The sequence below is a fragment of the Pseudoalteromonas shioyasakiensis genome, assembly GCF_022398475.1.
Classification (GTDB): domain Bacteria; phylum Pseudomonadota; class Gammaproteobacteria; order Enterobacterales; family Alteromonadaceae; genus Pseudoalteromonas.
Map to the genome: position 1 here is coordinate 1 of NZ_JAKEVM010000116.1, position 13,335 is coordinate 13,335.

Below are 13,335 nucleotides of genomic sequence, written 5' to 3' on the forward strand. Positions count from 1 at the left end.
CCTATAAATCGTATTGTTTTGCTAAGCTTAAATGAGCAAAAAAGAAACAATTCAAGAAATTACTAAATACGTTATAAGGACATAGCTATGAAAATTCTACGCTACACAGCTTTGGTTAGTTGTTTATCCATTTGTATACCTGTGCTGGCCGAAAACCAATACTTACAACAACAGCTTGAGCCTATTCTGATTGGTGAGTCTCACAGTATAGAAGGACAACAAATCCACTCCCCAGAAATGACCGTTGCTACTTATAAAGTAAATAGTTTTGAACGAGTATGGGACAACGTAAAATATGCCAAGCAAGCGCTCAACTTAATTGCGCAAGCAGAACTTGAAGGGCTATCTCCTAACGACTATCACTTTGATACATTAATGGCGCTGGCCAGCGAAATAGATAAACGCGGAGCGGATGCCGTCGAAGCACAGTTTGATGTACTAATGACAGATGCCGTCATGACCTATGCAAAACACTTAATTCGCGGAAAAGTAAATCCAAAACAATTGGCAGCCACATGGAACTATGAACAGTTTGATGTCAGCCCAGATGCTGCAGCGGCCTCATTACTTAAACATGTAAAATCCAAAAGCCTTGATAAGGGACTTGAAAACCTCAAGCCTGTTTTACCTCATTATAAGCGCTTAAAAGACGCCCTCGTGTTTTACCGAGAGCTTGATGCCACTGGCGAGTTACCTGACTTCGCACTGCAAAATAAAGTATTAAAACCGGGGCAATCAGACCCAGCAGTGCCGCTTTTAAGACAAAAGTTAAAACGACTAAAGTATTTTGACGGCAGTAACAGTGATGCCACTGATTATAACGATGAGCTAGTCGCAGCAGTTAAACGCTTTCAAAATGCCCATCAAGTAGCTGATGATGGTGTGATTGGTAACGAAACTTTAAAACTACTCAACAAAGATTACAGTGAGTACGTTAATGATATTTTAGTAAACCTAGAGCGCATTCGTTGGGTTGATAACACACTAACAGAGCGCTTCTTAGTGGTTAATATCGCAGGTTACTTGCTGTATTTGTTTGAAGACAACAAATTGAAATGGCAAACCAATGTAGTTGTAGGCAGAAACTACACCAAAACCCCAATATTTAAAGGGCAAATGAGCTATATCGTGATGAATCCAACGTGGACAGTACCGCGGAGTATTTCAGGTGGCATCATCAAAAAAATGAAAGAAAACCCAAACTACTTAAACGAGAAAGATTTTTTTGTGGTTGATAGTCGCCGTAACCCAGTGGATAGCAAGAGTATTGATTGGGCAAATGCTAGTCGCAAAAACTTCCCGTATTGGTTTGTACAACAGCCTTCAGAGAATAACTCATTAGGGCAAATCAAGTTTATGTTCCCAAATAAATACTCAATCTATTTGCACGACACCCCTGCAAAAAGTTTATTCCAGCAAGACCAACGTGCATTTAGCCACGGCTGTGTAAGAGTTGATGATCCATTCACCTTAGCTGAGAAAATCTTAGAAACGTCAGATAATTGGAGTCGTAGCGAAATTGATGACACCATTGCAGCAAAAGAAACTAAAAAAGTCAGCTTGTCAAAACCGCTGGATGTACTTTTAATGTACTGGACCGTTGCAGGTAACGACGAGGGCCTGCAATTTTATACCGACGTTTATAATCGCGATGGCGCGTTATTAAAAGCACTCACCACGCCATTAGCAAACAATACAATTTAGAGGTCACTATGTATTTCAGCCGTATTATTTTAAGTGTGTGCTTAGCGTTAACTACATGCTCTGTTGCTGCTATTGAATTAACTGACTCGCTGCACAGCTTTATACTTGATGCAAAACAAGTGCTAACACTTGATAACACGGCTGATTTTGCTTCAACTGCAGTATCAGATGTTGAGACTGAGCGATTAGGGCCAAATAGCATTGCTATTTACGCCCCAGAAAATGCAGGGTTTTATAACCTAGTATTGAGTAACAATATTACCCGCAAACACCTACTTGTCATCGTGAAAAAACCATTTAATGCAAACAATAAGCAATTGAATAATTATCAAATAGGCCTCTACCCAGCCCCGTATAAAAACTACCCACAGTACAGTGCGCCAAACGGGTTTATAGAAATTTTTGAGAAAGACTTATCACGGCAGCTGACTCCTCATGTGCAAGTTAAAAATGTAATTTGTAAGCAAGTGAGTGGCTTTCCAAAGTATCTTTATGTCAACAACGATGGCTTGTTGATGCTCGAAGATCTGCTCACATTTGTACAAAGTGAAGGGATTAAAGTCAGCAAATTTGCCTTTATCAGTGGCTATAGAACGCCCCATTACAATCGCTCAATTGGTAATGGCAAACACAGCCGACACCAATACGGCGATGCCTTTGACCTATATATAGACGAAGATGGTGATGGCCGAATGGACGATTTAAACGGCGATGGCAAACTAACGGTTGCTGATGTTGATGTGCTTTATAAAGTGTTTGAAAAGTTCCAAAAACAGAGCCGCTATAATGGCGGTATTGGCCGTTATAAACCCGCCTCCCACCACGGTGGTTTTGTTCACATAGATAACCGTGGATTTACCGCTAGGTGGTAATTGCAAGTTTCATATAACCCTTGAATAAATATTATCCAATTGCATTATTACTGCTTGATTGGTAAGTTGTTGTGTGTAGTGAAAAAATCTCAGTAAAAGTGTGATTAAAGGCAGTGGTATTGATGAAACACAACTTGATTTAATCGCCCTACTGAACGGCAAACAATCAGCTAATAGAACCACACTCTATGTCAGTAACGTTGACCCAATAAGCTCCGCTGGTTATTGGCAAGCACTTCACAATAAGAGTGTATCCATAGTGCATTATAGTAATTTAGACCACACCAGAATGGTAAGCCTTATTAATCAAGCTATGCGCAATGAGGTTTTACATCGATTAATGTAACCAACAAATAACAAGGACAGCAATGAACATACTCTTCAAGAAATTAAAGTTGCTCGTAGTTTTTTATTTACTGGCAATTTCAAGCCTCGCACATAGCCAAAACATGCAAGCAGAGATGGCTGACTTTATTAGTGGCTTTCATAACTTTAAGCAGTTTAATGGCAATGTATTAGTTGCTAAGGATGGAAAAGTACTGTTTGAACAAAGCGTTGGCTATGCCAACTTTGAATGGGATATAAAACATAGTAATAAAAGTAAATTTAGAATTGGTTCAATTACCAAACAATTTACCGCCATGTTAATTCTGCAATTGGCACAAGATGGAAAACTTAAACTCGATGATCACCTTGCAACATACCTCCCTGATTACAGAAAAGATATAGCCACTAAAATTACCCTTCGCCAAATACTTAATCACACCTCTGGTCTTGGAAATTATACTCAGTCAAAATCTTTTCGTGATGAGTACAGCCGAAACCCTTACAGTGTTGATGAATTTATTCGCTTGCTATGTAGTGATGATCTCGTGTTCGAGCCTGGCACTGAATTTCGTTATAGCAACTCTGGCTATTTTATTTTGGGTGCGATAATCGAAAAAGTAACAGGTCAAAAATATCAAGATGTATTACAGAAGAATATTTTAGATCCACTCGATATGAAGGATACAGGCTATGATTCTCACAATAAAATCATTAAATTTCGCGTATCGGGTTATGACAATGGCCTAGGAGGTTATAGCAATACTGATTATTTAGATATGTCTATCCCATATGCAGCAGGATCAATGTACTCAACAGCACGGGATTTACTAAAATGGGATCAAGCTCTCTACACGGATAAGTTATTGAACAAAGAGTATAAGAAACAGATGTATCAAGTTTCTGAGCAAAGAAATTATGCGCTTGGTTGGGAAGTTACAAACCTTGATAAAAGCACCTACGGAAAACCGCTAACCCGTATTCAACATGGCGGTGGCATCAATGGTTTTAATGCGTTTATAAGTAGAATAATCGAAGACAAATTACTGGTTATTATTTTAAATAACACTGGTGTTGCGCCACTCACCCCCATGACTAATGGCTTACTTGCAATCTACTATGGCAAACCCTACGAAAAAGCGACAGAGCATGTAGATAGTAAACTTTATAACGTATTTAAACGTGAAGGTATTGCAGGGTTAAAGAATACCTATCAGCAAATGGTGAGTGAGGGTAATACGCCTAGAGAAAGGTCGCTAAACTACTTTGGCTATGAATTAATGCAAATGGATGAGCTAGGCGCCGCAATCACGGTGTTTGAACTCAATAATCAATCTTATCCAGAATCAGCAAATACATTTGACAGTTTAGGTGAAGCATATTTAGCAGCAGGTGATAAACAAAAAGCATTAGCAAGTTACAAAAGTGCGTTAAAACTTAATCCTGACAGTGAAAGTGCTAAGCAAGCGATTGAGAAATTACAATAAATATAGGCCACAAAAGTGGCCTCACTTTTTGACTTACAGCTCAAAGCATAAAGCTTTTAACAAGCCTGTTTTTGCGTTGCTTGGATATAAGCAACTAAATCTTCAATCGATACAACGGGCATATTGTGCTCACAGGCAAACTTGCTAACTTCAGGCAAGCGAGCCATTGAACCATCTGGATTCGTTAATTCGCAAATAACACCAAACGGTGTTAAACCCGCTAACTGCATTAAATCAACCGATGCCTCAGTATGGCCACGACGGACTAATACACCACCCGTTTGTGCACGCAGTCCAAACACATGCCCTGGGCGAGATAAATCTTCAGGCTTTGCATTGTCTGCTGTTGCCGCTTTAATGGTGGTTACACGATCAGCTGCTGAAACGCCAGTTGTCACGCCCGTTTTAGCTTCAATGGTCACTGTATACGCTGTTTTGTTCTGACTGGTGTTATGCTCAACCATTTGTGGTAAATCAAGCTGTTTAACACGCTCATCGCCCATGCAAAGACACACAATACCGCTGCCTTCACGGATCATCATGGCCATTTGCTCTGTGGTCAGGTGCTGTGCTGAATACACAAAATCACCTTCGTTTTCACGGTTTTCGTCATCTACTACAAGCACGCCTTCACCCTGCTGCAAAGCAGCAATGGCACGTTCAACGCGTTCAAGTGGTTCGCCAAATTGGCTGAGTAAAGAAGACTGAATCATCATTTTTAATACCTATTAAATTAAATATGAAAAGATTCAGGACATTGAAAGGCACAGCAAAAAAGACCACCCGCAGGCAGCCAATTACTGTTTTATAGATTTTCTACATCATCTTTCTCTTTCATCCGGACTATCACCGTCGGCTCTGGCCTCTCACCAGATCTGCTGACCTTTAACCAAAGTTAAAGCGCTCGCGGGCTCACTTTATTTCAAAGTATACCGCCGGTGGGGAATTTCACCCCGCCCTGAGAATGTTGCTTAATCAATAAGATGAATAAGCCAAGCTATTCTATACCTAAAGTAATTAGTTATCGAGTACCCGCTTATCTAATATGCCTTTTTCAATCAGTTGATTGAGTATCGCCTTGGTTTTTTCTCGGCATATATCACGCACTAAACGAACCGCGGGTGTTATGGATTGTCGACTTGGGCATATTAGCCAAAGCTCTGCACATAAGTGAGGATAATTTTGCATCACTGGCACTACCCGCCCACTTAGTAAATCATCACTGATATCAATACATGATTTAACCGCTAGGCCTTTACCAGCCACACACCAACGCCTTACCAAATCACCATCATTAGATGCTCGACGGCCTTGCATTTTCACTTTAAAACGCTCGGTTCCATCGGTAAATTCCCAAACATTATTGATGATATCTTGTAGTTGATAAAATAGACCCTGATGCTGATTTAATTCATCTGGATGCGTCGGCGCGCCATGTTCAGCAATGTACTCTGGGGTTGCACATAACAGCCGCGGAACATTACAAATTTTAAAGCCATATAAATTTGAGTCGGATGGCGAGCCATACCTAAGTGCAAAATCAACGGAGTCTCGGTAAAAGTCGACATTACTATCGCTAATATGCGGGCGCATACTCAGCTTTGGATACTCATCAAGTAACTCATCTAACCATGGGATAATGATGTTGCGGCCTAAGTCTGAAGATAATGCGACTCTTAGCTCCCCATCAATTTCATCATGCTCACCTTTTAAGGCAAGTGTGGCTTGGTCTAGCATGAGCACTGCTTGCTGACACTGAGGTAAAAAGCGCTCCCCAGCCGCAGATAACCGCAAATGACGAGTTGTACGAACAAATAACTCAGCACCCAGCGCTGCTTCAACACGCTTAATAGCAGCGCTGGCGGTAGCGGCTCGCATGTCTAATTTGGCTGCTGCGGTTGTAATACTACGAAACTCAGCAACCTTAAGGATTAATTTGAGATCTTCAACCAACATATTAACTAAAAATTTTTGATAATGTTTATTCGATTATGCGCTTTATCGTATAGTATGCAAGGCGTAAACTGCACCTAATTGTTATACATGCGGGAGCAAATCATGACACACCCAATCATTTCAGACTTACAACGCCGTTATACAAGTAAACGTTACGACGCTTCAAAACAAATTAGCCAAGCAGACTTAGCTGTAATTTTAGAAGCATTACGCCTGTCGCCATCGTCTATTAATTCTCAACCATGGAAATTTGTGGTAATTGAATCAGAGCAAGGTAAACAGCGTCTGCATGATAGTTTTGCAAATAAGTTTCAGTTTAACCAAGTTCATGCAAAAGCGGCATCACACACCATTTTATTTGCTTATAACCCAAGCTATAAACGTGCTGATTATGAAAAAGTAATTGATGCCGATATTGCTAATGGCCGTACAAAAGCTGAAAACAAAGAGCAGGCTTTTGGTGCCTTCGCCTTTGTTGATTTAAATACAGATGAGCAAGGTGATAACGCCGCTTGGACTAAAGCTCAAACCTACATTGCATTAGGTAATACCATGCACACAGTGGCTCGTTTAGGTTTAGATTCAACACCGATGGAAGGTGTCGATAAAGACTTACTCGGTGAGCTATTCACTGATGAGTTAGATGGTTATGTATGTGAGGTGGCACTCGCTATTGGTTATCACGAGCCAGAGCAAGATTATAATGCTGCATTACCAAAATCGCGTTTAGATAAAGATGCGGTGATTACTGTAGTTTAAAGCCTAAAGATTATGCAGGCTTGGCCTGCATAATTGTTATTTTAGGTCAGTCTTCACAACCACATTACTCGCCATACCTTCACACAAATCTGCTGTTATTGTGGCAACAGCTCCATTTATTAGTGCTAAATTTGGGGCTACGTGGCCAATGTCGGCATCAACGATAACTGGGAATAAATTACCTTTAAATGCGAGCTCTATTGCTTGGTATTCATCGAAGTAGCAGTCGTTATTAATTGCAGGGCTGCGGCCAAATACCACAGCATTTACATCAGTAAAAACATCATTCAACTTTAACGATAACAAACAACGTGCAAGGGCCATCGGACTAAGCTCTGCATTTTCTAGGTATAAAATTAACCCCTCTGGTGCATACTGTTTTTTAAACTCATGCAATGCATAGTAATTTGAGGGTAGCAACAGACCTAACGTATCTAAACAACCGCCAATTAAGCGCCCAGACACTTCAATTTGGCGTTTATCTTTATAGTTAATACATCGCCATTGGCTAGGAGCAGTATAGTCAAATTGAGCCTCTGGCTTAGCTTTATAATCAATTGGCTTTTGCTGATAAAATGGCGACGCGACTTGATGGAGTTGCTGTTTTTCTTCAAGTGACATGGCACTGAATATATTTGCTAAATAAACATCGGGATCGTCAGGGTGAATTTGCATTAAATTTGCAGCGTGCAAAGTTGCCCAGCCACAACGAGTTGTTAATGCACATGCAAACGTGCTGATATCAGAAAAGCCAACCAACCACTTAGGCCTTGCTTTACTTATGGCGTTGAAATCCAGAAGAGGTAAAATTTCCATGGTGAGATCGCCCCCCCATGGCGGCATGATGGCTGCGATTGAATCATCAGTTAAATACTGCATTAGCTCATCAGCACGTTGCTTTGCACTGTTGTGTGACTGACGTAAGCAGGCACCTTCAATAACAGTAAAACCTTTGGCTGTTAAGCCATTAAGTACTATGTCTAAGCGCTCATAAAAGGCTTTATCAACACCAGATGAAAAAGCACATATGGCTATTTTATCACCTTGCTCAAGCGGTTCAGGATACTGAATTTTCGCCATTATTACTCCTTCATTACGACTGTCTTGTAGCCAACGTACCGAATAAATTCACGCCTGTAAACAGGCATAAAAAAACCGCAGTATGAACTGCGGTTTTTCTCAATGCTTGGTTAAGCTACTAAATATACTCAACTTCAATGATTTCGTACTCTACTTCACCGTTTGGCGTTTTAATGATAACGGCATCATCTACCTCTTTACCAATTAAACCACGCGCGATTGGTGAGTTAACAGAGATCAGATTGTTTTTGATATCTGCTTCGTCATCGCCTACGATTCGGTATTTTACTTCAGCATCGGTTTCAACATTAACGATAGTAACCGTTGTGCCAAAAATAACTTTACCTGTGTTAGGCATTTTAGTTACATCAATGATTTGCACATTTGAAAGCTTCGCTTCAATTTCTTGAATACGGCCTTCGCAGAAACCTTGTTGCTCACGAGCAGCATGGTATTCAGCGTTTTCTTTCAAATCACCGTGCTCACGTGCTTCAGCGATATCAGCAACGATTTTTGGACGGGTAACTGTTTTTAATTCGTTAAGTTCTTCGCGCAGTAATGCTGCACCACGAACTGTCATCGGAATTGATTGCATATTATTCTCACTTAATCCCAAGGGCGATTGCCTCGCCCTTGGCACATTTCCTTAGTTCATTCGCTGATGTAGTTCCTGAACTGACGTCACCTTGCTACGGTCGTCTGCTTGGTTTGCAGTACAGTTAGCAAATGCCGCGTTCAGAGTCGTTGTGTAGTTAGTCTTATGCTGTAACGCACCACGACGTAACACCTTCGAATCTTCAATCGCTTGGCGGCCTTCAGTAGTGTTTACAATATAGCTGTATTCACCATTTTTAATTCTATCAAGAATATGAGGACGACCTTCGTATACTTTATTCACGCGACGAACTGCAATGCCTGCTTCTTCAAGTGCTTTTGCAGTGCCACCTGTTGCATCTAACTCGAAACCAAGATCAGTCATGGTTTTAGCTAGTTCAACGATACGTGGTTTGTCACTGTTGCGTACCGATAGTAACGCGCGACCACCGCGTGGTAAAGTGTTGCTTGCACCTAATTGTGCTTTAGCGAATGCTTCGGCGAAAGTTTCACCAACACCCATTACCTCACCCGTTGAGCGCATTTCTGGGCCACGGATTGGGTCAACACCTTGGAACTTAGCAAATGGCAGTACCACTTCTTTTACGCTGTAGTAAGGAGGGATTACTTCTTTTGTAATACCTTGGCTTGCTAGCGACTGACCCGCCATACAACGTGCTGCAACTTTAGCAAGTGCAATACCTGTCGCTTTAGAAACAAACGGTACTGTACGCGCAGCACGAGGGTTTACTTCGATTAAGTAAACTTTACCGTCTTTCACAGCAAACTGAGTATTCATCAGACCTACTACGCCAAGCTCTAGTGCCATATCAGTCACTTGCTTACGCATTACGTCTTGTACTTCAGCAGTTAGTGAGTGAGCTGGTAATGAACACGCTGAGTCACCTGAGTGAACACCTGCTTGCTCAATGTGCTCCATGATACCACCGATGATTACTTGCTCACCGTCACAGATAGCATCAACGTCAACTTCGATTGCGTTATCTAAGAAGTGGTCAAGTAGTACTGGCGCTTCATTTGACGCTGATACTGCTTCTGTCATGTAACGACGTAAATCGTCTTCATCATAAACTACTTCCATTGCGCGACCACCTAATACATATGAAGGACGTACAACAAGTGGGAAGCCGATTTCAGCAGACTTAACAATCGCTTCTTCTAAAGAAGTAACCGTTGCATTCTCTGGTTGAAGAAGATCTAGACGCTCAACAAGCTGTTGGAAACGCTCACGGTCTTCTGCACGGTCGATTGCATCTGGTGAAGTACCAATAACTGGCACACCATTCGCTTCAAGTTCACGAGCAAGTTTCAGTGGTGTTTGACCACCGTACTGAACGATAACACCTTTTGGCTTTTCAACGCGTACGATTTCTAATACATCTTCAAGCGTGATTGGCTCGAAGAATAAGCGATCTGATGTGTCGTAGTCAGTTGAAACAGTTTCAGGGTTACAGTTAACCATAATTGTTTCATAGCCGTCTTCACGTAAAGCTAATGCTGCGTGAACACAACAGTAATCGAATTCGATACCTTGACCGATACGGTTAGGACCACCACCGATTACCATGATTTTATCTTTGTCAGATGGATTCGCTTCACATTCTTCATCATAAGATGAGTACATGTAAGCTGTGTCTGAGCTGAACTCTGCAGCACACGTATCAACGCGCTTATATACAGGCACGATATCTAACTGGTGACGCTTCTTACGAATTTCTGCTTCAGAAACACCGGCAATTTCAGCGATACGCGCATCAGCAAAACCTTTACGCTTAAGCTTGCGTAAAAACTCAGCATTTAAACCAGCCATACCTACTTCGCTGATTGTTGCTTCGTCTTTTAAGATGTCTTCGATTTGTACTAAGTACCAAGGGTCAATCTTAGTTAATTCGAATACGTCTTCTACGCTCATACCGTGACGCATTGCATCAGCAACGTACCAAATACGCTCAGCACCTGGCTCACGTAATTCACGGATGATTTTTTCTTTTGCTTTCGGATCATCAAGGGCAACAATTGGGTTAAAGCCCGTTGCGCCTACTTCAAGACCACGTAATGCTTTATGCAGTGACTCTTGTTGGTTACGACCAATTGCCATCACTTCACCCACAGATTTCATCTGTGTTGTAAGACGGTCGTTTGAACCTGCGAATTTTTCGAAGTTAAAACGTGGGATCTTAGTAACAACGTAGTCAATTGACGGCTCGAAAGACGCTGGTGTTTTACCGCCAGTGATGTCGTTTTGTAGCTCATCAAGCGTGTAACCTACTGCTAGTTTTGCAGCGATTTTCGCAATTGGGAAACCCGTTGCTTTTGATGCTAGTGCTGAAGAACGCGATACACGTGGGTTCATCTCGATGATAACCATACGGCCATCAACTGGATTCACACCAAACTGTACGTTTGAACCACCTGTTTCAACACCGATTTCACGAAGTACCGCCATCGATGCATTACGCATGATTTGGTATTCTTTATCAGTTAGTGTTTGCGCAGGAGCAACCGTGATTGAGTCACCAGTGTGAACACCCATAGGGTCAAAGTTTTCGATAGAACATACGATGATACAGTTGTCGTTTTTGTCACGAACAACTTCCATTTCGTACTCTTTCCAACCGATTAATGATTCATCGATTAAAAGTTCATTTGTTGGTGATAAATCTAAACCACGCTCACAAATTTCATCAAATTCTTCTTGGTTGTATGCAACACCACCACCGGTACCACCCATAGTGAATGATGGACGAATGATACATGGGAAACCGATACGGCTAAGTACATCGTGTGCTTCTTCCATTGAGTGAGCGATTTCTGCACGCGGACACTCAAGGCCAATGTTCTTCATTGCTACGTCAAAACGCTCACGGTTTTCAGCTTTATCGATTGCATCAGCAGTTGCACCGATTAACTCAACACCGTGTTTTGCCAGTACGCCGTGCTTATCTAAATCAAGTGCACAGTTTAATGCTGTTTGACCACCCATAGTAGGCAGTACTGCATCTGGCTTTTCTTTTTCAATGATTTTCTCTACCACTTCCCAGTGAATTGGCTCGATGTACGTCGCATCCGCCATTTCAGGGTCAGTCATGATAGTTGCAGGGTTCGAGTTTACAAGAATTACTCGAAAGCCTTCTTCTCGTAGTGCTTTACACGCTTGTGCACCAGAGTAGTCAAATTCACAAGCTTGACCGATTACGATCGGGCCTGCGCCTAAGATAAGAATGCTTTTTATGTCGGTACGTTTTGGCATTGTTACTCCGGTTAAATTAGTTAGAACGTGCTTGCATCAGGTCGATGAAGTGGTCAAATAATGGCGCCGCATCATGTGGACCTGGGCTTGCTTCAGGGTGACCTTGGAAGCTAAATGCAGGCTTATCTGTGCGGTGAATACCTTGTAGCGTGCCATCGAATAAAGAAACGTGAGTTGCACGTAAATTCGCTGGTAATGTTGCTTCGTCAGCTGCGAAACCGTGGTTTTGCGCTGTGATCATTACAACATTGCGGTCAAGGTCTTTAACTGGGTGGTTACCACCGTGGTGACCAAACTTCATTTTCACCGTTTGTGCACCTGAAGCAAGTGCAAGTAATTGGTGACCTAAACAGATACCAAAAATTGGCGTGTCTGTTTCTAGGAAAGTTTTAATTGCTTCAATCGCGTATGTACACGGCTCAGGGTCGCCTGGGCCATTTGATAAGAAGATACCGTCTGGGTTTAATGCCAGTACGTCTTCTGCAGATGTTTGTGCAGGAACAACGGTTAATTTACAACCGCGGTCAACTAACATACGTAAGATATTACGTTTAACACCGAAGTCATAAGCAACAACGTGGAACTTCTCGTCTGCTGCTTCTAGCGTTTTAAAGCCTGAACCTAACGTCCAGCTTGATTCGCGCCACTCAAAATTTTCCTTGGTTGAGACAACTTTTGCTAAATCCATGCCTTTTAAGCCTGGGAAGGCTTGCGCAGCTTCAAGCGCTTTATTCTCATCTAACTCGTCGCCTGCAATGATACAACCATTTTGAGCGCCTTTATCACGTAAGATACGTGTTAATTTACGAGTGTCGATGTCAGCAATACCTAAGATATTGCGTTCTTTTAAGTAATCACTTAACGATTGCTCGTTACGGAAATTACTTGCTAGCAGTGGCAAATCACGGATCACTAGGCCTTTAGCCCAGATTTGACCCGCTTCTTCGTCTTCGCTGTTAGTACCCGTATTACCGATATGTGGGTACGTCAAAGTTACGATTTGTTCCGCGTATGAAGGGTCAGTCAAAATTTCTTGATAACCAGTCATAGACGTATTGAATACTACTTCACCGACTGACATGCCGTCAGCGCCGATTGCAGTACCGCGAAACACTGTGCCGTCTTCTAGGACTAACAGAGCGGATTTAGTCAAGTTAACCTCCTAACAGTAAAAAACGGGAGTAAAGTCATTTGCTCTACTGCCCGTTTATAGCGATTGGAAACACGCATTTATGAATTTTTGGCAAATTGGCGCTATTCTACAGTAAATTAGCATTCAGATCTAATC

At 41.8% G+C, this 13,335-nt stretch carries 11 protein-coding genes and 1 riboswitch; of the genes, 5 read left to right on the forward strand and 6 right to left on the reverse strand.

The window, feature by feature from the left end; translation table 11 throughout:
* Positions 1-87: 87 nt before the first annotated feature.
* From L1D51_RS16550 to L1D51_RS16565, 4 genes are all read left to right on the forward strand, one after another.
* Positions 88-1,704: a L,D-transpeptidase family protein gene (locus tag L1D51_RS16550; RefSeq protein ID WP_239964218.1), complete on the forward strand. Its 1,617-nt coding sequence runs from the start codon at positions 88-90 to the stop codon at positions 1,702-1,704.
* Between the two features lie 8 nt (positions 1,705-1,712).
* Complete coding sequence (locus L1D51_RS16555; protein WP_239964219.1) at positions 1,713-2,576, forward strand: D-Ala-D-Ala carboxypeptidase family metallohydrolase; 864 nt, start codon at positions 1,713-1,715, stop codon at positions 2,574-2,576.
* 100 nt (positions 2,577-2,676) lie between these two features.
* Positions 2,677-2,922 carry a hypothetical protein gene (locus L1D51_RS16560; RefSeq protein WP_055196791.1) on the forward strand — a complete coding sequence of 82 codons (246 nt, stop codon included), beginning with the start codon at positions 2,677-2,679 and terminating at the stop codon, positions 2,920-2,922.
* Positions 2,923-2,944: 22 nt separating this feature from the next.
* The gene (locus L1D51_RS16565; RefSeq protein ID WP_239964220.1) at positions 2,945-4,387 is read left to right on the forward strand and encodes a serine hydrolase; all 1,443 of its coding nucleotides are present in this window, start codon (positions 2,945-2,947) and stop codon (positions 4,385-4,387) included.
* A 56-nt stretch (positions 4,388-4,443) separates the two neighbouring features.
* On the opposite strand, the gene ribB is transcribed toward L1D51_RS16565, so the two are convergent.
* Both ribB and L1D51_RS16575 read right to left on the reverse strand, forming a co-directional pair.
* A complete protein-coding gene (ribB, locus tag L1D51_RS16570) occupies positions 4,444-5,097 on the reverse strand; it encodes a 3,4-dihydroxy-2-butanone-4-phosphate synthase (protein WP_095209697.1) in 654 nt (217 codons plus the stop codon).
* 112 nt (positions 5,098-5,209) lie between these two features.
* Positions 5,210-5,357, reverse strand: a riboswitch (FMN riboswitch).
* 47 nt (positions 5,358-5,404) lie between these two features.
* Positions 5,405-6,343, reverse strand: a complete 939-nt coding sequence (locus tag L1D51_RS16575) for a LysR family transcriptional regulator (protein WP_054561698.1) — start codon at positions 6,341-6,343, stop codon at positions 5,405-5,407.
* Positions 6,344-6,445: 102 nt separating this feature from the next.
* Here L1D51_RS16575 and L1D51_RS16580 point away from each other — a divergent pair, with 102 nt between their 5' ends.
* Positions 6,446-7,102, forward strand: coding sequence for a nitroreductase family protein (locus tag L1D51_RS16580; RefSeq protein ID WP_239964222.1), 657 nt, complete (start codon positions 6,446-6,448; stop codon positions 7,100-7,102).
* 36 nt (positions 7,103-7,138) lie between these two features.
* Here the strand turns inward: L1D51_RS16580 and L1D51_RS16585 are convergent, their stop codons facing one another.
* From L1D51_RS16585 to carA, 4 genes are all read right to left on the reverse strand, one after another.
* Entirely contained in the window at positions 7,139-8,182 is a 1,044-nt protein-coding gene (locus L1D51_RS16585; protein WP_239964224.1) for a S66 family peptidase, read from the reverse strand.
* A gap of 118 nt (positions 8,183-8,300) precedes the next feature.
* Complete coding sequence (greA, locus tag L1D51_RS16590) at positions 8,301-8,777, reverse strand: transcription elongation factor GreA (protein WP_054561700.1); 477 nt, start codon at positions 8,775-8,777, stop codon at positions 8,301-8,303.
* Positions 8,778-8,828: 51 nt separating this feature from the next.
* The gene (gene carB, locus L1D51_RS16595; RefSeq protein WP_054561701.1) at positions 8,829-12,047 is read right to left on the reverse strand and encodes a carbamoyl-phosphate synthase large subunit; all 3,219 of its coding nucleotides are present in this window, start codon (positions 12,045-12,047) and stop codon (positions 8,829-8,831) included.
* A 16-nt stretch (positions 12,048-12,063) separates the two neighbouring features.
* Complete coding sequence (gene carA, locus L1D51_RS16600; protein WP_055020805.1) at positions 12,064-13,200, reverse strand: glutamine-hydrolyzing carbamoyl-phosphate synthase small subunit; 1,137 nt, start codon at positions 13,198-13,200, stop codon at positions 12,064-12,066.
* Between the last annotated feature and the right edge of the window lie 135 nt (positions 13,201-13,335).

Bases quoted from the DNA above. Each gene is read 5' to 3' on its own strand.
- L1D51_RS16550 (WP_239964218.1), top strand. From the start codon at position 88: ATGAAAATTCTACGCTACACAGCTTTGGTTAGTTGTTTATCCATTTGT.
- L1D51_RS16555 (WP_239964219.1), top strand. From the start codon at position 1,713: ATGTATTTCAGCCGTATTATTTTAAGTGTGTGCTTAGCGTTAACTACA.
- L1D51_RS16565 (WP_239964220.1), top strand. From the start codon at position 2,945: ATGAACATACTCTTCAAGAAATTAAAGTTGCTCGTAGTTTTTTATTTA.
- L1D51_RS16575 (WP_054561698.1), bottom strand. From the start codon at position 6,343: ATGTTGGTTGAAGATCTCAAATTAATCCTTAAGGTTGCTGAGTTTCGT.
- L1D51_RS16580 (WP_239964222.1), top strand. From the start codon at position 6,446: ATGACACACCCAATCATTTCAGACTTACAACGCCGTTATACAAGTAAA.
- L1D51_RS16585 (WP_239964224.1), bottom strand. From the start codon at position 8,182: ATGGCGAAAATTCAGTATCCTGAACCGCTTGAGCAAGGTGATAAAATA.
- greA (WP_054561700.1), bottom strand. From the start codon at position 8,777: ATGCAATCAATTCCGATGACAGTTCGTGGTGCAGCATTACTGCGCGAA.
- carB (WP_054561701.1), bottom strand. From the start codon at position 12,047: ATGCCAAAACGTACCGACATAAAAAGCATTCTTATCTTAGGCGCAGGC.